This is a genomic window from Virgifigura deserti (assembly GCA_003576685.1).
In the GTDB taxonomy this organism is placed as follows: Bacteria; Pseudomonadota; Alphaproteobacteria; order Dongiales; family Dongiaceae; genus Virgifigura; species Virgifigura deserti.
The window spans coordinates 352,782-371,225 of the sequence record QOZR01000004.1 but is presented as its reverse complement, the minus strand read 5'-3'; the positions used below and the strand labels follow the sequence as shown (position 1 = coordinate 371,225).

Annotated in this window: 16 protein-coding genes; 7 read left to right on the top strand and 9 right to left on the bottom strand. The window is 65.7% G+C overall.

Going from position 1 to position 18,444, the window contains the following annotated elements; genetic code table 11:
• Positions 1 to 71: 71 nt before the first annotated feature.
• Positions 72 to 1,880, bottom strand: a complete 1,809-nt coding sequence (locus DT069_RS09510; protein WP_119460049.1) for an acyl-CoA dehydrogenase — start codon at positions 1,878 to 1,880, stop codon at positions 72 to 74.
• 146 nt (positions 1,881 to 2,026) lie between these two features.
• Here DT069_RS09510 and DT069_RS09505 point away from each other — a divergent pair, with 146 nt between their 5' ends.
• Positions 2,027 to 2,782, top strand: coding sequence for a hypothetical protein (locus DT069_RS09505; RefSeq protein WP_119460048.1), 756 nt, complete (start codon positions 2,027 to 2,029; stop codon positions 2,780 to 2,782).
• 15 nt (positions 2,783 to 2,797) lie between these two features.
• Here the strand turns inward: DT069_RS09505 and DT069_RS09500 are convergent, their stop codons facing one another.
• On the bottom strand, positions 2,798 to 3,409 hold the full coding sequence (locus DT069_RS09500; protein ID WP_425450126.1) for a hypothetical protein: 612 nt from the start codon (positions 3,407 to 3,409) through the stop codon (positions 2,798 to 2,800).
• 119 nt (positions 3,410 to 3,528) lie between these two features.
• On the opposite strand from DT069_RS09500, the gene DT069_RS09495 reads away from it, so the two are divergent.
• On the top strand, positions 3,529 to 4,854 hold the full coding sequence (locus DT069_RS09495; protein WP_119460047.1) for an NAD(P)/FAD-dependent oxidoreductase: 1,326 nt from the start codon (positions 3,529 to 3,531) through the stop codon (positions 4,852 to 4,854).
• A 24-nt stretch (positions 4,855 to 4,878) separates the two neighbouring features.
• Here the strand turns inward: DT069_RS09495 and DT069_RS09490 are convergent, their stop codons facing one another.
• Genes DT069_RS09490 through DT069_RS09470 form a run of 5 tightly spaced genes read right to left on the bottom strand, consistent with a single transcriptional unit; the run spans position 4,879 to position 9,731 of the window.
• Positions 4,879 to 6,327: an FAD-binding oxidoreductase gene (locus DT069_RS09490; RefSeq protein ID WP_119460046.1), complete on the bottom strand. Its 1,449-nt coding sequence runs from the start codon at positions 6,325 to 6,327 to the stop codon at positions 4,879 to 4,881.
• A 55-nt stretch (positions 6,328 to 6,382) separates the two neighbouring features.
• Positions 6,383 to 7,174, bottom strand: a complete 792-nt coding sequence (locus tag DT069_RS09485; RefSeq protein ID WP_425450125.1) for an amino acid ABC transporter ATP-binding protein — start codon at positions 7,172 to 7,174, stop codon at positions 6,383 to 6,385.
• A gap of 31 nt (positions 7,175 to 7,205) precedes the next feature.
• Complete coding sequence (locus DT069_RS09480; protein WP_425450124.1) at positions 7,206 to 7,931, bottom strand: amino acid ABC transporter permease; 726 nt, start codon at positions 7,929 to 7,931, stop codon at positions 7,206 to 7,208.
• 10 nt (positions 7,932 to 7,941) lie between these two features.
• A complete protein-coding gene (locus DT069_RS09475) occupies positions 7,942 to 8,751 on the bottom strand; it encodes an ABC transporter substrate-binding protein (RefSeq protein ID WP_119460045.1) in 810 nt (269 codons plus the stop codon).
• Positions 8,752 to 8,783: 32 nt separating this feature from the next.
• Positions 8,784 to 9,731 (bottom strand): agmatinase, encoded by a 948-nt coding sequence (locus DT069_RS09470; RefSeq protein ID WP_119460044.1) that lies wholly within the window; start codon positions 9,729 to 9,731, stop codon positions 8,784 to 8,786.
• Positions 9,732 to 9,909: 178 nt separating this feature from the next.
• Between DT069_RS09470 and DT069_RS09465 the strand changes: the two genes are divergently transcribed.
• Positions 9,910 to 10,794: a LysR substrate-binding domain-containing protein gene (locus DT069_RS09465; RefSeq protein ID WP_119460043.1), complete on the top strand. Its 885-nt coding sequence runs from the start codon at positions 9,910 to 9,912 to the stop codon at positions 10,792 to 10,794.
• Between the two features lie 25 nt (positions 10,795 to 10,819).
• On the opposite strand, the gene DT069_RS09460 is transcribed toward DT069_RS09465, so the two are convergent.
• Both DT069_RS09460 and cysQ read right to left on the bottom strand, forming a co-directional pair.
• The gene (locus DT069_RS09460; protein ID WP_119460042.1) at positions 10,820 to 11,794 is read right to left on the bottom strand and encodes an L-threonylcarbamoyladenylate synthase; all 975 of its coding nucleotides are present in this window, start codon (positions 11,792 to 11,794) and stop codon (positions 10,820 to 10,822) included.
• A gap of 267 nt (positions 11,795 to 12,061) precedes the next feature.
• Positions 12,062 to 12,886 (bottom strand): 3'(2'),5'-bisphosphate nucleotidase CysQ, encoded by an 825-nt coding sequence (gene cysQ / locus DT069_RS09455; RefSeq protein ID WP_119460041.1) that lies wholly within the window; start codon positions 12,884 to 12,886, stop codon positions 12,062 to 12,064.
• A 359-nt stretch (positions 12,887 to 13,245) separates the two neighbouring features.
• Between cysQ and DT069_RS09450 the strand changes: the two genes are divergently transcribed.
• From DT069_RS09450 to DT069_RS09435, 4 genes are all read left to right on the top strand, one after another.
• Entirely contained in the window at positions 13,246 to 14,184 is a 939-nt protein-coding gene (locus DT069_RS09450; protein WP_119460040.1) for a glycosyltransferase family 2 protein, read from the top strand.
• Positions 14,177 to 15,751, top strand: a complete 1,575-nt coding sequence (locus DT069_RS09445; RefSeq protein WP_162913087.1) for an alkaline phosphatase family protein — start codon at positions 14,177 to 14,179, stop codon at positions 15,749 to 15,751. Before DT069_RS09450 ends, DT069_RS09445 begins: the two co-directional genes overlap by 8 nt.
• Positions 15,752 to 15,847: 96 nt before the next feature.
• Positions 15,848 to 17,026: a polysaccharide pyruvyl transferase family protein gene (locus DT069_RS09440; protein ID WP_162913086.1), complete on the top strand. Its 1,179-nt coding sequence runs from the start codon at positions 15,848 to 15,850 to the stop codon at positions 17,024 to 17,026.
• On the top strand, positions 17,001 to 18,425 hold the full coding sequence (locus DT069_RS09435) for an FAD-dependent oxidoreductase (RefSeq protein ID WP_119460037.1): 1,425 nt from the start codon (positions 17,001 to 17,003) through the stop codon (positions 18,423 to 18,425). Before DT069_RS09440 ends, DT069_RS09435 begins: the two co-directional genes overlap by 26 nt.
• Positions 18,426 to 18,444: the final 19 nt, after the last annotated feature.

Genomic DNA, 18,444 nt, shown 5'->3' with positions numbered 1-18,444 from the left:
CGTTGCTGAAGTCCGTTGGCGGCGGTTCCCGACCGGAACCGCCGCTCTTTTTTGTGGAACCGGTTCAGGTTCTAGAAACGGTCCTCGGCCAAGGTCAGGACGCTGTCGGCGCCTTCGATCGCCATGGCGGCAAGGCCATGCGATCGGGGCAGAATGTTCTCGGCGTAGAAGCGGGCGATCAGCCGCTTCGTTTCATAGAAGCCGCGGTCGTCGGCAGGCACCTCGGCGAGCCTCCTTTGGGCCGCCAGCGCGCCCTTTGCCAGCAGCCAACCGCCGGCGACGGTGCCGAACAAATCGAGATAGGGAGTGGCGCCGGCGAGCGCCCGCGCAGGGTCGTCGGGATAGGTCTTGATCAGCCAGTCGGTCGCCCGGGCCAGCGCCTCCGTTCCGTCGGCGAGCCGTTGCCGGATCGCCGCCATGTCGTCGCCGGGTACGGCGCCAGGCGCGGCGCCTAAAGCCGTCCCGGTTTCGCGCAGATCGGCGATAAAGGCGTTGGCGGCCGCGCCGCCGTCGCGCATCAGCTTGCGGCCTACGAGATCGTTGGCCTGAATGCCGTTGGTCCCTTCGTAGATCGGGGCGATTCGCGCGTCTCGGTAATGCTGCGCCGCCCCGGTTTCCTCGATGAAGCCGAGACCGCCATGGACCTGCAGGCCGAGCGAGGCGACGTCGCAGCCGCGGTCGGTGCACCAGGCCTTCGCCACCGGGATCAGGAGGTCGAGGCGCGCCTGCGCCCGTGTCCGCTCGGCCGGATCGGGGTGGCGCCGGGCGCGGTCCAGCGTGCCGGCCGTGTCATAGATCAGCGCCCGCATCGCCTCGATGGAGGCCCGCATCGTCATCAGCATGCGGCGGACGTCGGGATGGCGGATGATCGAAACCGGCTCCGGATCGCGACCGGTCGCGGCGCGCCCCTGGACCCGCGTGTGCGCATAGGCGCGGGCCTGCTGGTAGGCGCGCTCGGCGATGCCGAGCCCTTCGATGCCGACCGAGAGCCGGGCATTGTTCATCATCGCGAACATCAGCTCGATGCCGCGGTTCTCGGCGCCGACGAGATAGCCGATCGCCCCCTCATTGTCGCCATAGGCCATGACGGCGGTCGGGCTCGCCTTGATCCCGAGCTTGTGCTCGAGCGAGACGCAGCGGAGGTCGTTCCGCGCGCCCAGGCTGCCATCAGCCTTGACCAGGAACTTCGGCACGAGGAAGAGCGAGATGCCCTTGACGCCCGGCGGCGCGTCCGGCGTGCGGGCCAGCACCATATGGATGATGTTCTCGGTGAGGTCCTGCTCGCCGTAGGTGATGAAGATCTTCTGGCCGGTGATCCGGTAGTGATCGCCCTCGCGAACCGCACGGGCACGTAGCGCGCCGACGTCGGAGCCGGCCTGCGGCTCGGTCAGGTTCATCGTCCCGGCCCAGCTTCCGGCGACGAGGGGCGGCAGATAGACGCGCCGCTGCTCCTCGGTGCCGTGGATCTGCAGCAGCTCGACCGCGGCCTGGGTCAGCAGCGGACAGAGGCCGAACGACATGTTCGCGGCGCTCCACATCTCCTGCAGGGCCGCCGTGACCGCCCAGGGAAGACCCTGCCCGCCATAGGCCGGGTCGAACGGCACGCCGTTCCAGCCGGATTCGACGAAGCGGGCATAGGCCTCGCGGAAGCCGTCGGGCGTGCGCACCTGCCCGTTCTCCAGCCGGCTGCCCTGAACGTCGCCGACCCGGTTCAGCGGCGCCAGCACTTCCCCGGCGAACCTGCCGCCCTCCGCCAGGATCTGCGCGACGACGTCCGGCGTCGCCTCGCCATAGCCGGGCAAGGTGGAGATCGCCTCGAGTCCGGCGATCTCCTCCAGCATGAAGGCCATGTCGCGGAGGGGTGCGGTGTAGTCGGTCATCCCGCGTGAGGATACCGGTTCCGAGGGCGCGCGGAAAGACCGGTGACGCGCCGGGAACCCGATGGCACGCGGACCCGTTCCGCAGAGCGGGATAAAAGCGGTTTCCCCGCAATCACCATCGACAACGAACGGCAGAAGGGTATCGTTTGCCCCTAGCTCTCACCCTCCAGACAATCCTTTCTTTTCTCGTTGCCCTTGTTTTCGCCGCGATCCACTTGGCCGGCGACCGGCTCCGTTTCCTCGACACGGTGCCACGCAGCCGCTGGCTGTCTGCCGCCGGCGGCGTGGCCGTCGCCTATGTCTTCATCCATCTTCTGCCGGAGTTGAGCGCCGCTCAGGAGCATTTCCGCGGCGCGTTCGGAAGCGGCCCGCTCGGCGCCATCGAGCGGCATTCCTACCTCGTCGCGCTGCTCGGCTTGGTTATCTTCTACGGTTTGGAACGCGTGGCCCGGAGTTCCGCCCGGCGACAGGAGGCAAGGGGGCGAGGACGCGAAGCGGAGCCCGCCGTGTTCTGGCTTCATCTCGGGTCCTACAGTCTCTACAACCTCCTGATCGGCTATCTCCTGCTGCATCGGGAGGAGCAGGGCCTACAGGCGCTGCTTTTCTATGCCATCGCGATGGGCTTTCACTTCCTGGTCAATGATCGAGGGCTTCGTCAGGACCATGGCGCCGCCTATCGGCGATATGGTCAATGGGTCCTCGCGGCCGCTCCCTTGCTCGGCTGGCTCATTGGCGTTCTGATAGATATCCCACAGCTTCTGGTCTCGACCTTGTTCGCCTTTCTCGCCGGTGGAGTCGTGCTGAACGTGCTGAAGGAGGAATTGCCGGAGGAGCGCGAAAGCCGCTTCTCTGCTTTCGTTGCCGGTGCCGCGGTCTATACCGCCCTGCTGCTGGCGGCGTAAGGTCCGGTTTTGCCCCTAAAGCCCGAGTCTGTTCATGAAGCTCAGCCGCTTCGAGGTGTCGCCGGAGAACGAGTATTCTGGCTCCGGCAGGGTATGGCCATGGGCGTCCTCGGCCCCGTTCCTGCGCAGAATCTTGATCGCCCGGTGTTCATGATCCGCATCGGCGGCCCGGACCCAAAGCAGCAGGCCGCCCTTGTCGAGATGCTCCTGCAGATACTTGGCGTGATGCTGTCCGATGAACCGCGCGAGAAACGTACCGATCAGGCCGCCGCTACCGCCGCCGGCCGCCGCACCGGCGATGAGAGCGGCCATGGTTCCGCCCGACGCGACCACCAGCCCGGCGGCCGCAACTGCGCCGACATAAACGAGGCCGCCCACGAGCGCGCTTTGCCCCTCGACACGCGAATCCCTGTCCATATAAGCCTGGATGGCGACGTGCGGATCATCCTCCAGATCGGCGGCGCGCCGGTAAATGTGGCCCAGCCTGTCTTCGACCACGCGATGAGCGGCAAGCAGGCTGAGATCCGAATAATCGAAGCCGTTCACGAGCAACTCGTCTGCCGCCGCCTGGAGTTGGTTCTCGTCATGGAAGAGGCCGACGGCCTCGCGCAGTTCGGACATGCCCATACTCGCCTCCATGAAAGCCGCAAACGAACGTGTCGCGCGTAAGAAGGGCGGCGGGACGACGCCACGCTCGCACATCATCGAGTCTAGTACTGTCGTTGTCCGCGCGATAGCGTAGGGCGATGAAGATTGCCGAGGCGCACGTCACCGCCGACTTCAAGGAAACGCCTTACTGGTGGGAGGCGGCGCCGCTCGTGAAGCTGGCGCCGGTACCCGTGCCGGCGCGGGTCGACGTCGCGATCGTCGGCGGCGGCCTCACCGGCCTCAACGCCGCGAGGATTCTGGCGCGGGCGGGCCGCAGCGTGGCGGTCTTCGAGGCCGGCGATCCGGGCGAGGGGGCATCCTCCCGGAATGCCGGCTATGTCGCACGCACGCTGAAGCACAGCTTTCTGGATCTCGAGCGGCAACACGGCCTCGATTATGCCGTCACCACCTATAAGGAGATGCAGGCCGCGTTCGACAGTGTCCGCGACGTGATTCGCGACGAGCGGATCGACTGCCAATTCCGGATCGATGGCCGCTACATGCCGACGGCGTCGCCGGCGCATTACGAGAGCATGGCGCGCGAGCTCGAGGCGCGCCGCCGGCATCTCGGCAGCGAGTTCGAGATGGTGCCGCGCCGGGCTCAGCACCGCGAGCTGGCGACCGACCTCTATCACGGCGGGGCCGTCATGCCCGACCTCGGCGGGCTCCATCCCGGGCTCTATTATCGAGGCCTGCTCGACCGTGCGCGGAAGGCCGGCGCCACTGTCGTGGCGAACACGCGCGTCACCGGCATCGACCGCGAGCCGAAAGGCGGCGGCTTCACCCTCGCGACGGCGCGCGGCGCGACACAGGCGCGGGAGGTGATCGTCGCCACGAACGGCTATACGGGGCGGGCGACGCCCTGGCTCGCCCGGCGGGTCGTTCCCTTCAACGGCTACATGGTCGCGACGGAGCCCTTACCCGCCGAGCTCATCGGTCGCGTCCTGCCGAAGGATCGAACCTGCATCGATTCCAACCACGATCCCAACTTCGTCCGCCGATCGCCGGATGGAGAGCGGCTCCTGTTCGGCGGGCTGACCGGCCGCCGGACCGACGGGCTCTGGCCGATGGCGGCGAGGCTGCAGGCGCTGCTGGAGCGGACGCTACCCGATCTCAAAGGCGTGAAGCTCAGCCATGCCTGGACCGGGCTGTGCGCGGGGACGTTCGATTTCTGGCCGCATGTCGGCGCGCGGGACGGGCTACATTTCGCGATGGGCTACAACTTCGCGGGTGTCCCGATGGGCACCTATCTCGGGCAGAAGGTCGCCCTGAAGATCCTCGGGTCGCCCGAAGCCAGGACGGTGTTCGACCGTCCGTTCCCGACGGTTCCCCTTTACACGGGCAATCCGTGGTTCGTGCCGCAGGTGATGCGCGTCTTCAATTGGCTGGACCGTTGGGACGCGCGGCGCGGGCCTTCAAAATGAGAGTCGACAAACAGCGGATGGTCGTCAGTCGCGCGGCAGCAGCTTGCCCGGATTCAGGATGTCCTGCGGGTCGAGCGCCTTCTTGATCCGGCGCATGAGGTCCAGTTCGACCGGCGATTTGTAGCGCGCGATTTCGTCGCGCTTCAGCTGGCCGAGGCCGTGCTCGGCGCTGATGCTGCCGTCGAGACCGGCGGCGATGTCGTGGACGATCCGCGTCAAGTCCGGCCGGCGGGCGAAGAAGATCTCCCGGTCCATGCCCGTCGGCTGGCACAGATTGAAATGGATGTTGCCATCGCCGAGATGGCCGAAGGCGACCGGGCGGATGCCGGGCAGCGCCCGTTCCACGGCGCGGCCGGCCCGATCGACGAATTCCGGAATGCGCGAGACCGGCACGGACACGTCATGCTTGATGCCGCCACCCGCGAGCTTCTGGGCCTCGACGATCGCCTCGCGCAGGTGCCAGAGCCGGCGCGCCTGCTCGCCGCTCTCGGCGAGAGTCGCATCCAGGAGCAGCCCATCCTCCAGCGCCGTGGCCAGCATCTGCTCTAGCACCGCCCGCAATCCGCTGTCCGGCTTCGTCGCCGTCAGCTCGATCAGCAGATAATGCGGCGCCGGCCGTGCCAGCGGGTCCACGGTTCCGGCGACATGCTGCAGCGCCATGTCGATGCCGATCCGCGGGATCAGCTCGAAGCTGGTGACTGCGTCGCCGCTCGCGGCGCGGCAGCGGGTCAGGAGCTCGAGAGCCGACGGTAGATCGTCGAGCGCAGCGAAGGCGGTGATTCGCTCATAGGGCTTCGGGAACAGCTTCAGCACCGCCGCGGTGATGATGCCGAGCGTGCCCTCGGCGCCGATGAAGAGCTGCTTCAGGTCATAGCCGGTGTTGTCCTTGCGCAGCGCCCGCAAGCCGTCCCAGACCCGGCCGTCCGGCAGCACGACCTCAAGGCCTAGCACCAGCTCCCGCGCATTGCCGTAGCGCAGCACGGCGATGCCGCCGGCATTGGTCGAAAGGTTGCCGCCGATCTGACAGCTTCCCTCCGCGCCGAGGCTGAGGGGGAACAGCCGCTCAGCCGCCGCCGCGGCCTCCTGCACCTGCTGGAGGATGCAGCCGGCCTCCACCGTCATCGTATAGTTCAGCGCGTCGACCGCGCGGATGCGGTTCAAGCGCGAGAGGCAGAGCAGGATCTCGCCGCCTTCAGAGGGTGTTGCACCGCCGACGAGGCCGGTATTGCCGCCCTGCGGCACGATCGGCACGCCGGCCTCGGCGCAAAGCCGCACGACCTCCGCCACCGCCGCCGTCGAATCCGGCCGCACCAGCAGCGCCGCGCGGCCGTGAAACTGACCACGCTGATCGGTCAGATGCGGCGCCATCACCTCCGGCTCGTCGGTCCAGCCCTGCGGACCGACGGCGATCTTGATCGCGGCCAGCAGGTCCGAAGCGGGCTGGCCGATTCCGGGAGCATTTCGATATGTCATGCCGGAACAGTAGCGCGCAGCTTCCGGCAAGGCCAGTCGAGGCGAGCCGCTCTTCTCAGTGTTTCAGGATCTGGCTGAGGAACAGCTTCGTGCGGTCGGACTGCGGCTTGTTGAAGAAGGTCTCGGGGTCGTTCTGCTCGATGATCTCGCCGCCGTCCATGAAGATCACCCGGTCCGCCACCATGCGCGCGAATCCCATCTCGTGCGAGACGACGATCATCGTCATTCCGCTCTCGGCCAGTTCGGCCATGACGTCGAGCACCTCCTTGATCATTTCAGGATCGAGGGCCGAGGTGGGCTCGTCGAACAGCATGATCTTCGGATTCATGCAGAGTGCCCGGGCGATGGCGACGCGCTGCTTTTGGCCCCCGGAGAGCTGTCCCGGATATTTGTCCGCCTGCTCCGGAATGCGGACGCGCTCGAGATATCGCATCGCGACGGCATCGGCTTCGGCCTTGCTCATGCCCCGAACAACGGTCAGCGCCAGCGTGCAGTTTTCCTTGATGCTCAGATGCGGGAACAGGTTGAAGTGCTGGAAGACCATGCCGATTTCGCTGCGGATCGCGTCGATCTCCCTGTCCTTGCTGCTGCTTTTGACCTCGGTGCCGTCGACGAAGATCTGGCCGCGCTCATGCTCCTCCAGCCGGTTGATGCAGCGGATCAGGGTCGATTTGCCGGAGCCGGACGGCCCGCAGATGACGATGCGCTCGCCGCGGTTCACGACCAGATTGATGTCGTTCAGCACCTGAAAGCGGCCGAACCACTTGCTGAGCCCGACGATGCGGATCATCTCCCGCTCGGTCGGCGCCGAGACCGAGTCGACTCCCTTGGATCCAGGGTGCTTCATCCTCCGGTTCACGTTCATCCCGCTCCCTCGCTCATGCCGGGCCTGCTCCAATCTGCCCTCGCTGGCGATCGTCATCCCGGCTGACGGCGGTTCCCCACATGCCGGGCACCGCGAGAGCGGTTTCGCCCATCGCGAACATCTTCGCCACGACATAAGAGATGGCGAGGTAGAAGAGCGCGACGATGGTGTAGACCTTCATGGCCTCGAACGTGGCGCTCGCCAGCAGTTCTCCCGCGCGCATCAGTTCGAGCACGCTGATCACCGCGACGAGCGACGACTCCTTGATCAGGACGAGCGCGTAGTTGCCGAGAGCCGGGTAGATGTTCCGCAGGGCCTGCGGCAGCACGATATAGCGCATCCGCTGCCACTTCGAGAGGCCGAGCGCACTGCCGGCATCGGACTGTCCCCCTTCGATCGACTGGATTCCCGAGCGGAAGAGTTCGGCCAGATAGGCTCCGAAATTGAGGCTGAGCCCCATAACACCGGCGATGAACGCTGGCAGAACGATACCGATGTCGGGCAGCGCATAGTAAATGTAGAAGAGCTGGAGAAGAAGGGGCGTGCCACGGATCAGGTCGATATAGATTGATGCGATCTTGGAGGTGACCCGGTTGCGCGACATCCGGCAGATGCAGACGAACAGCCCGATGGCCACCGCCAGGACCGACGATACGAGACAGAGCGCGATCGTCAGGACCGCTCCCTGGGCCAGCGGTGGCGCAAAGGTGATCAGATCGTCAATCAGAGAAGAAAGCACGAGAGCTCCCTCATTCGGCGATGAGATTGCCGACACCCCAGTCGGTGAGAATGCGCTTCAGCTCACCGGAGGACTTCAACTCGGCGATCGCATTGTTCACCGCCTCGAGAAGCTCCGCATTGCCTTCGTTGACGGCCATCCCGACCTTCCAGTTGTTCACCGGCTTATAATCCTCCGCCAGCCGGACCCCCTCGATGCCGTGCAGCTTGATCTGGTAGGCGATGCTTGGCGGGTCGATGACGCCGACGTCGATCCGGCCGGCCCTGATATCGGCAATCAGGCTGATATAGTCGCGGTAGGTCCGGATGCCCTCGACGTCCGGGACGTTCTTGATCATCTCGTACTGGACGCTGTCGATCAGCGTTCCGACGGTTTGGCCTCCGAGCGACTCCAGGTTGGCATAGGTCGTGTCGCTGTCCTCTTGTGTGACAAGCCCTTCGCCCCAGCCATAGACCGGCTGCGTGAAGTCGACGACCTCCTCGCGCTTCTCGGTAATGAACAGCGGTCCCGACATCAAGTCGGCGCGGTCCGACCTCAGAGAGGGAATCAGGCCGTTGAACGGGACTTCGGTGAACTCCGCCTCGACACCGAGCTTGTCGGCCACCGCCCTGCCGACTTCGAACATGATGCCTTCCAACTCGCCGGAGTCGGGGCTTAGAAATCCATGCGGCGGCGAGGAGGAGGTGGTCACGATGCTGATGACGCCGGACTCCTTGATCTCTTCGAGGCTGCGGGCGTCCGCAGTCCCGCTCGCGAGAATACCGCCGAGAGCCGCCACGAGGACCGCCGCAACATGTGTTCCAGTCGTCGAGATTGTCATCGAAAGCCTCCTCCTTTGGTTCTTGTCGTTGATCACTGCTGAATCTCGTCCCGATCAAGTCCCAGGGCGATGCAGGCCAGGATCAGGCATTCATACATTACCGTTGCCGCGAGAAAGGCGGTCATTCCGCCGAGATCCTGCGGCGGGCTGACCGTGTTCACGTCGAAGGCGACGAAGTTGAGGCCCTTGAGGGCATGAAGAAGATCGAGCCCTTCGCGCGCGCTTGCGCCGCCCCAGGTCGGCGTGCAGACTCCCGGCGCGCAGGAGGGGTCGAAGAAATCCATATCGAAGCAGAGATAGACTGGCCGGCCGGCCAGCTTCTCGTGAATCTGCTCGATCACGCGCCCGTAGCCGATCTCCCCGAGATCGGCCATGCTGATGAGCTGATAGCCCTTCTGGCGCGTAAAGGCGAAGACGCCTGGCATGTAGGTCGAGCCACGGGCGCCCAGATGAATCGAGTTCGCCACATCGAGAACACCTTCTTCCGCCGCGCGCGTGAAAGTCGTGGCCGTGTTGTAGCCCTCGTCCGGATAGGCGTCGGTATGGGCGTCGATATGCAGCACGACGAGGTCCGGGTGCCTGCGATGGACCGCCCGGAGCTGCGGCAAGGTCACGCTGCCGTCACCGCCCATGGTCACCGGGATCGCGCCGGCCTCGACGATTCCCCCGACAGCGGCTTCGATCTGCCGATGCGCCTCCTCGATCCGGCTCGGCGTCAGGCGAACATCGCCGCAATCGACGAGGCCGAGACGCGCTAACGGGTTATAATCGGCAAGCTCGGGCTGATACGGCCGGACCAGAGCGGATTGCTCGCGGATTGCCGACGGACCGAGGCGGGAGCCGATCCGCACCGGATGCGTTCCGCAGTCGAACGGGATGCCCAGCACAGCGGCCTTGCTGCGCGACAGATCGCGGGAAACCGGCGTTCCCATGAACGACATCGGTTGCGCGTAAAGCTTATCCTGCTGCGGACGACCCATTTCCTCCTACTCCAAACTTCAGACGCGGCTGATCGATCACGTCAGAAGACTATGGGGTCAGCCCTGGGATCTCCGTCAAACCGGAATCTCTCGATAAGTTATAATGTAGAGTTATAATCGGCCCCGAAGGATGCTCTTCTGATGCTCTCCCATATGCGCGTCGAGTCCGGGACTGATTATGGATACTCGTCACCTCGAGGCCTTTCGGGCCGTCATCGACAACGGCTCGATGACCGGCGCGGCCAAGGCGCTTCGAAAATCCCAGCCGGCGGTCAGCAACCTCATCAGCCGGCTTGAGGATGAACTCGGTTTTAACCTGTTCAACCGGGGGCGCGGCAAATTCGAGCCGACGCCGGAAGCCGCTCTGTTTTATGACGAAGCCTGTCGTACGCTCGCAAGCTTCGACCGGGCCATGCAGACCGGGCGAGAAATCTATCGATCCAAGACCGGCCCGCTGCTGATTGCGAGCCAGCTGAGCGTCGCCACGACATTGCTGCCGCAGCTTGTTTCCGAGTTTCTAAAGGATCGTCCTGGCATGACGGTGCGATTCCTCACCCGAAGCTCGCAACTCGTAAGAGACTTGACCCATCTTCAGGCGCTCGATGTGGGATTCGCCGAGCTGCCGCTCGATTCATCAGCCGCCAGCACCGAGATCTTCGATCTGGAATGCGTGTGCATGCTGACACACGACCATCCGCTGGCGATACGGGACATCATCACTCCAGAAGCGCTTGCGGGATTTCCGTTCATCACGCTGTACCGCGAGCATATGACCTATGAAAGCATCGGACGCGCATTCGCCTTCGCGTCGGCCGAATGGAACGTGGTTGCCGAGACCGAGTTTTTCGCGACGGCCTGCGCTCTTGCGACACATGGCGCGGGCGTCACGATCGTCGATCCGTTCACGGCGGCTGACTTCCAATGTCGCGGTCTCGTCGCGCGTCCGTTCCGCCCCAGCATCCGCTATTCCTTCGCGATGTTCCGCCCGCACCATCGGCCGCCCTCGCGCGTGGCGGCTGAGTTCATGGCCGCCTTTCGGCGGCATATCGAGCCGTATCTCTGAGGGTCCCCGGGGACCTATCCGTCGCTCAGCCCGACCGCCGCGCCGCGGCGCGGCGCAGGCGGTCGTTGATTGCCCGTCCGAGGCCGTGGTCCGGAACCGGCATGGCGGCGATGCCCGTAAGGCCCGGCCGGTCGAGGGTGCGCAGCATCGCGAACAGGTTCGCCGCCGCCTCGGTCAGGTCGCCGGACGGGCTGAGATTGGCCACCGCAGCGGCGCCGGGAAGGGGCTGCGGCCCGAAGGCCAGAAGCGCCTCCCCGGAACGAAGCGTGCCCGCGTCGAGGCGGAGCGGCAGATCCGGGGCGTAATGGCTCGCCAGCATGCCGGGAGACGGCCGTGCTTCGTCGCCGGCGCTGGTCGACACCGTCGCGAGAGGGCCGACGACGGCAGCGAGCTGCTCTTCCGTGATGCCGCCGGGGCGCAGCAGGCGCGGCTTGTCCCCGGTCAGATCAACGACCGTCGATTCGACGCCGACCGAGCAGGCACCGCCGTCGAGGATCATCGCCACCTTGCCGCCGAGCGAGTCAGCGACATGGGCCGCCGTGGTCGGGCTGATCTTGCCCGAGACGTTGGCGCTGGGCGCCGCGAGCGGCCGTTCGCAGCGCGTCAGCAAGGCCTGGGCGACGGGGTGGCGGGGCACGCGGACCGCCAGCGTGTCGAGCCCGGCGCTCGCCAGCAGTGCGATCCGGCTTTCGGCGCGACGCGGCAGCACGAGAGTCAGCGGGCCGGGCCAGAAGGCGCGCGCGAGCGCGTCGGCGCGGTCGTCGAAGTCGGTCTCGCCGCGTGCCGCGTCCGGCTCCGCAAAATGCACGATCAAAGGGTTGAAGCGCGGCCGTCCCTTGGTCGCGAACACCGCCGCCACGGCATGGTCGTTGGTCGCATCGGCCCCGAGGCCATAGACCGTCTCAGTGGGGAAGGCGACGAGGCGCCCCGCGGCGAGAGCGCGGCCGGCCGCTGCGAGAGCGTCCGCCGTCGGCGGAAGAATGGGAGCGGACTCCGTCATCGGAAAGCTGCGAGCACCGGAAAGCTGCAGGAATCAGCAAACTGTGGGGGCACAGACAACAAAGGAGCCGCCTTTGGCAGGGCGGCTCCTGATCGTTTCTCCTTGGTTCAGCCCACCCGCGGTAGTGATGCCGACACCAAAGTCACCGCACAGGACTTGCGGCGGCTAATGAAGTGACCGCATGCGCAGCCACAGTGAGGGAACGATGCGCCCCCTTGACGGGAGAGTCAACCCCATGGTCGTGCGCCGCAGCATGCGCGACGCAAGTCACGTCGTTCGCCCGCGTGCGATGAAGTGCGGGTTCTCGAATCCGGGCTTGCCATAGCGCAAGTCCTGGCCGTCCGTCGTGGTGACGCTGCCGCCCGCCGCGGTCAGCACGGCATGACCGGCGGCCGTATCCCATTCCATGGTCCGGCCGAACCGCGGATAGAGGTCGGCCACGCCCTCGGCCACCAGGCAGAACTTCAGCGAACTGCCGGCGATGCGTTGCTCGCTGATTTGCTCGGCGATCATGAACTCTTCGATCGACGACTTGTCGCGATGCGACCGGCTCGCCAGGACGATGGCGCCGTCCGTCGGACGGCGTCGGGCGGCGATGGGTTCCGGCGCCGCCGCGCCGTGCTGCACCAGCGCGCTGCCCGGCGCGGCGCCGGTGTAAGTGGCGTTCAGCGTCGGCAGGTGAACGACGCCCAGCACAGGGCGTCCGCCCTCGATCAGCGCGATATTGACTGTGAATTCGCCATTGCCGCTGAGGAACTCCTTGGTGCCGTCGAGGGGGTCGACGAGCCAGAAGCGGCGCCGCGGATTGTCCGGGCCATCGATCTCGGGGATGAACCCGGCTGCCGCTGCTTCCTCGGACACGATCGGCACGCCGGGCAGCAGAGCCTGCAATTCCGGCAGGATCAGCCGCTCGGCCGCCTCATCGGCGGCGGTCACAGGTGAGTGATCGCCCTTTCGACGCAGATCCAGGTCCTGGCGTTCGGGCTGGTTGCCATAGAACTGAAGGATCTCGTCTCCGGCGCGCCGCGCGATCGTCCGCAACGCCTCAAGCAGCGCCGCCTCGCTCGGGGGGGAGGAAGAGGCAGCCGTCATGCGCCCCTCCGATCGCCGGTCTGTGACCGTGGCTCACTCGGGTCGACCCTGCCGGGAAAACAGCCGCGAACGGCTTGACCAATGCTGAGGACTCTCATCAGCGCGTTCGTGCCCCGTGGTTGCTGGAAAGGACGCGGATGATAGACAGTGCCGCGGCCTCGACCAACAGATTTTCTGGCCGGGTATCGTCGATGGTCGGCGGCCTGACCTGCCGCAGGAGCGCGGAGAACTATTCACGTCAAACCGCTTTGCTTCGAAATCATTTTCTCCTGAACAACCTAAATATTGGATGAGTGAGTATATGGTGTGTTAGTGTAAATTAGGCATCGATTGGCGTATTTGGCGCAGGAGAGACTGTCATGGGGGCGCATCAGGAACGCGTCGTCATCATCATTCTCAACCTTAACAAGAAGTCGGATCTGCTCGCCTGCCTCGAAAGCGTTTCGATGTGGGACAACAGGAACAATGCAATCGTGGTCGTCGACAACGGTTCGACGGACGGCTCGGCCGATGCGGTCGCGGAACGTTTCCCCAATGTGCATCTGGTAAGAAATCGGGAGAATCTCGGCGCATCGGCGGGCCGCAATGCCGGCATCCGGTATGCGAAGGAAACTCTGCCCTTCGACCATGTCCTGTTTCTGGATAACGATACCCTCGTTCATCGGGACTTTCTCTCCCGGCTACTCGCGGCGTTTGCCGAGGATCGGCAAGCGGGTCTCGCTTGCGGCAAGGCCTACACCGAGTTTCCGTCGAACGTCATCATGTCGGCAGGCATTAAGGTTGATCTCTACACCGGAATTATCTGCGATATAGGAAGCGGCGAGCTGGACCGCGGTCAGTTCGATATACGGCGCTATGTCGACGCCTGCGGCGCCTTCGGATTTCTCATAAGGCGGGAAGCGCTTGCGCAAGTCGGCGGATTTTGGGAAGCGCTCGACCCTTACGGCTGGGAAGAGGTGGATCTGTGCCTCCGGGCGCGCGGATTCGGGTACCGATGCCTCTATGCGCCCGACGCCATCGTCCATCATAAAGGCGCGAAGATCGGGCGCGGGCCGGTGCCGCTTTACGAGCGGTACAAGGTCAAGAACTATCTGCTCCTTCTCAGGCGCCACACGACGCCATGGCAGAAGATCACCTGCGCCATCTGCTTTCCGGTAAGGGCATGTGTCATTATCGGGCGGCTGATCCATGGCGGGAACGCCGGGATCGTCCTTGCCCAGCTCCGCGGATTCTATGAAGGACTCCTGTGGAGGCGGCGAGGGGGTATCAAGGCCGAAGGCGGATCGATCAATGAGTGACCCGCATCATCCGGGCGCGGGGCCGCGCATCCTCGCCATCGGCCTGGAGGCCGCCGATCCCGGGCTGATCGAACGATGGTGCGCGGCCGGTCATCTTCCGTTCCTGGCATACCTGAAGCGGCGGGGCGCATGGGCGCGCCTCGCTTCCCCGACCGATATCTCGAGCGGCGCGACATGGGCATCCGTGATCACCGGCGTGAACCCCGCTAAGCACGGCATGGCGTTCTATCATCGTCAGCTCCGTCCCGGGTCCTATGAGATTCGCAAGAAATATGCGGACGAGATCGGGCGCGAGCCGTTCTGGATGCCGCTGAGCCGGGCGGGCAAGAGGGTCGCGATCCTGGACGTTCCGGAGACCTATCCGATACCGGAGATGTCCGGGATGCAGATCGTCGGCTGGGGCGCCGAAGGGTTGAATTGGAAGCCGTCCTCGACGCCGCCCGATCTGCTGCGGGATCTGGAAGCGCGGTTCGGAAAGCATCCGCTGGCCGGCTGGTACCAGGCGCGTCCGGAGACGATCGACGAGTGGCAGGAGCTTCTCGGGAATCTGGTCGCCGGCCTGCGGGCGCGGACGTCCCTCGCAAGCGACGTTCTGGGCCGGGAGCGCTGGGACCTTTGCCTCGTCGCCTTCGCCGAAACCCACTGGGCGGGCCATTTCTTCTGGCACCTCCTCGACGAGACGCATCCCGAGCATGATGCGACCATGGCCAAGGCTTTCGGCGACGCTATGCTCGAAGTCTATAAGGAGATCGACGGCGCGATCGCGGCACTGGCGCGCCGGATGCCCGGGGCGACCCTCCTCGTCTTCTCGAACACGGGCATGGGACCGAACTACAGCGGCCGGCATCTGGTGCCCGAGATTCTGAAGCGGCTCGGAATGACGGCGGATAGGCCGGGCAGGGGTGGCTCGGGTCGCCACAGGCTCGATGCCGTGACGCGGATCGAAAGGATCGTCTCGCCGAGAATCATCGAGCGGGTGAAGAAGATCGTGCCGGAGCGGATCTGGGACGTCGGGACGCGGCGGCTTCTCGGTATCGGAAACGGCTGGAAGCGGAGCCGCGCCTTTGCCCTGCCGAGCGACTTCACGGGAGCGATCCGGATCAACCTCAAGGGCCGCGAGCCGAACGGCCTGGTGGAGCCGGGGCAGGAGTATGACGCCTTATGCGCCGAACTCGCAGAGGCGTTCGGCGCGCTCGTCGATCCGGAGTCGGGTCGGAAGGCGGTCGTCGAGGTCCTGAAGCTGCGCAATCTGGTGTCGGGCGAGCATGTCGACGAGCTTCCGGACCTGATCGTGAAATGGACGCGGGACGCGCCGATTACCGCGCTCTACGCGCCGCAAATTGGCACCGTCCGCGGCGATCTCGAGGACAAGCGCTCGGGCGCGCACAGCTTTCACGGTTTCGTCCTGGCGTCGGGACCGGGGCTCCGGCGAAGACCGCGGGACGAGGAGCCGACGATCATGGATATCGGGCCGACGATCAGCCATCTCCTGGGCGTGCCGGTGTCGGGGGATGTGGACGGTCAGCCGCTGCTCGACTGCGTCGACGAGGCCGCTGCCGTCCTCTGATCCGCTTTTCCGCGGAACCAACCTTTATGCCCCTTGTTGGCAATCAGACGACGTGGTTGGAGCGCTGCGTTGGAAAAGACAGGTGGAGGATCGCGCGTGACCACTATCGGTATATCCGGATCCTATGGCGGGCTGAATCTCGGCGATGAGGCTATTCTGGCATCGACGACCGCCCTGTTCCGCGCCGCCATTCCCGATGTCGAGATCGTCGCGTTCTCGCGCAATGCGGAGCATACGCGGCTGCATCAGGACGTTGATCGTACGCTGTGCCCGCGAACCGCGCTGCGTGAGGAGATCACGCCGGAGATCGAGCGGCTCGATATCCTGTTGCTCGGCGGAGGCGGCATCCTCTACGACGCCGAGGCGAAGACCTATCTGCGCGAGATCATGATCGCGCAGGCCTGCGGCGTGCCGACCTTCGCCTTCGCAATCGGCATCGGGCCGCTGGACGGGCTGGAGGAACAGCGGGCCGTTCGCGACGGCCTGAATATGATGGCGGGCGTCACGGTGCGGGAACTCAGCGCCAAGCGGTTGCTCGAAGAGATCGGCGTGAAGTGTCCGGTCGTGGTGACGGGCGATCCGGCGCTGCTGCTGACTCCTGAACCGTTCACCGACGATATGCTGCGCCTGGCCGGAATACCGGACGGCGCGACGCTCGTCGGCATGTCCGTCCGCGAACGAGGTCCGGCGGCGCCGGAGTTGGGCGAGTCCGAGTATCATCGGCTGATCGCCGAGGCGGCCGACTTCATCGTTCGCCGCTTCGACGCGCGCGTGGTCTTCGTCCCGATGGAGCGCGCGGATCTGCGCGAGGCCCATACGGTGATCGCCCGCATGGCGGCGCCCGATCGCGCATATATCCTGCAGGGCGACTATGGCCCGCGTCAGATCCTCGGCCTGATGGAGCATTTCAGCCTGGCGGTCGGCATGCGGCTGCATTTCCTGATCTTCGCCGCGCGCTGCGGCGTTCCGTTGATGGCCATGCCCTATTCGCCCAAGGTTTCGGACTTCCTGGACGCCCTTGGCGTCGTGGACCAGTCGATGATCGGTGAGGCGCATGCGGGATCCGTCCTCGCCGATATCGACCGGCTGTGGGACCATCGCGAGGAGCAGCAGCGGCTGGTCGCCGACCGCATGCCGGAGATTCAGGAGATGGCCGGCCGGACGGTTCCCCTGGTTGCCGAAGTGATCCGGCAGGGGCGGCCGGTAGCGGAAGCCGCGCTTATGGCCAGAGCCGCGAACGGAGGTGAAATTGCCGGCGCTGCGACCTCTACTTGACGCGCCGGCGATCACCCTGCCGCCGCGCACCGCGACCTATGGAGGACGGGCCGATGTGCTGGTCGTCGGCGGCGGGCCGGCCGGCATGGGGGCGGCGTTGGGCGCTGCCTGGGCCGGCGCCAAGGTCGTTCTGGTCGAGCGTTTCGGCTTCCTCGGCGGCAATCCGACGGCGGCGCTGGTAATGCCGCTGATGTCGTTTCATACCCAGCGCGGGGCGCCGAACGACGCGGACAGCACCCGCCTGTTCCCGACCGACCATGGCCCGGGCGAACCGATCGTGGCCGGGGCGCTGGCCGTCTTTCTCGAGCGCCTGATCGCGGCCGGAGGCGCGGTCTCGCCGTCCTCCGAGACCGGCTACACCGTGCCGGCAGATCCGGAGATCTATAAGCTGGTCGCCCTCGAGCTTCTCGACGAGACCGGGGTGGAGCTTCTCTTCCATGCCTTCGTCTCGGGCATTGTCGGCAAGTCCGGCCGGCCCGAGGGGTTGGTATTCGAGACGAAATCCGGTCCGGTCGTGATCGAAGCCGGCGCGATCGTCGACGGCACGGGCGACGGCGACGCCGCTGTCCGTGCCGGCGCGCGCTTCGATATCGGCCGTGACGGCGACAACCGCGTGCAACCGATGACGCTGATGTTCCGAATGGCCGGCTTCGATCAGAAGGCCTTCTCCGCCTATGTCCATGAGAATCCGTCCCAGTGGCGGGGCGTCCACGGCCTGTGGGACTTGGTAACGGAAGCCACCCTCGCGGGCGAATTAGACCTGCAGCGGGAGGACATCCTGTTCTTCGCGACGCCGCACGAGGGCGAGCTCAGCGTCAACAGCACGCGCATGACCGGCGTATCAGGCACCAGCGTCTGGGATCTGACGGAAGCCGAGATCGAAGGCAGACGGCAGATGGGGCAGATCGCGGCTTTCCTGAGGCGGCACGTGCCGGGGTTCAAGACGGCCTACATCGTTCAAAGCGGCGTGTCGGTCGGCGTGCGCGAAACGCGCCGGATCATCGGAGATTATCGACTGACCGCCGAGGATGTGCTGGAAGCCCGCAAGTTCGACGATGCGATCGCCCGCGGCTCCTACCCAGTCGACATCCACAGCCCGACCGGCAAGGGCACGGTCCTGAAGCGGCTGCCGCCCGGCGACTATTACGAGATCCCGCTGCGCTGCCTGCTGCCGTGGGGCGTCGACCGGCTGATCGTCGCCGGGCGCTGCATATCGGGAACGCATGAGGCGCATTCGTCCTATCGCGTCACGCCGACCGCGATGGCAACCGGCCAGGCAGCCGGCGTCTGCGGCGCGCTGGCCGCCAAGCGGGGGCGGCTGCCGCGCGAGATCCCCGCCGCCGAAGTTCAGCGGGTCCTGCGGGAGCAGGGGGCGAGCCTGCGGCCGACGGCGGCTTGAGTCCCGCGACTCCGTACGT

Excerpts from the sequence above, each read along its gene's own strand:
- DT069_RS09510 (WP_119460049.1), bottom strand. The coding sequence starts at position 1,880 with ATGACCGACTACACCGCACCCCTCCGCGACATGGCCTTCATGCTGGAG.
- DT069_RS09500 (WP_425450126.1), bottom strand. The coding sequence starts at position 3,409 with ATGGGCATGTCCGAACTGCGCGAGGCCGTCGGCCTCTTCCATGACGAG.
- DT069_RS09495 (WP_119460047.1), top strand. The coding sequence starts at position 3,529 with ATGAAGATTGCCGAGGCGCACGTCACCGCCGACTTCAAGGAAACGCCT.
- DT069_RS09490 (WP_119460046.1), bottom strand. The coding sequence starts at position 6,327 with ATGACATATCGAAATGCTCCCGGAATCGGCCAGCCCGCTTCGGACCTG.
- DT069_RS09485 (WP_425450125.1), bottom strand. The coding sequence starts at position 7,174 with ATGAAGCACCCTGGATCCAAGGGAGTCGACTCGGTCTCGGCGCCGACC.
- DT069_RS09475 (WP_119460045.1), bottom strand. The coding sequence starts at position 8,751 with ATGACAATCTCGACGACTGGAACACATGTTGCGGCGGTCCTCGTGGCG.
- DT069_RS09470 (WP_119460044.1), bottom strand. The coding sequence starts at position 9,731 with ATGGGTCGTCCGCAGCAGGATAAGCTTTACGCGCAACCGATGTCGTTC.
- DT069_RS09465 (WP_119460043.1), top strand. The coding sequence starts at position 9,910 with ATGGATACTCGTCACCTCGAGGCCTTTCGGGCCGTCATCGACAACGGC.
- DT069_RS09460 (WP_119460042.1), bottom strand. The coding sequence starts at position 11,794 with ATGACGGAGTCCGCTCCCATTCTTCCGCCGACGGCGGACGCTCTCGCA.
- cysQ (WP_119460041.1), bottom strand. The coding sequence starts at position 12,886 with ATGACGGCTGCCTCTTCCTCCCCCCCGAGCGAGGCGGCGCTGCTTGAG.
- DT069_RS09450 (WP_119460040.1), top strand. The coding sequence starts at position 13,246 with ATGGGGGCGCATCAGGAACGCGTCGTCATCATCATTCTCAACCTTAAC.
- DT069_RS09445 (WP_162913087.1), top strand. The coding sequence starts at position 14,177 with ATGAGTGACCCGCATCATCCGGGCGCGGGGCCGCGCATCCTCGCCATC.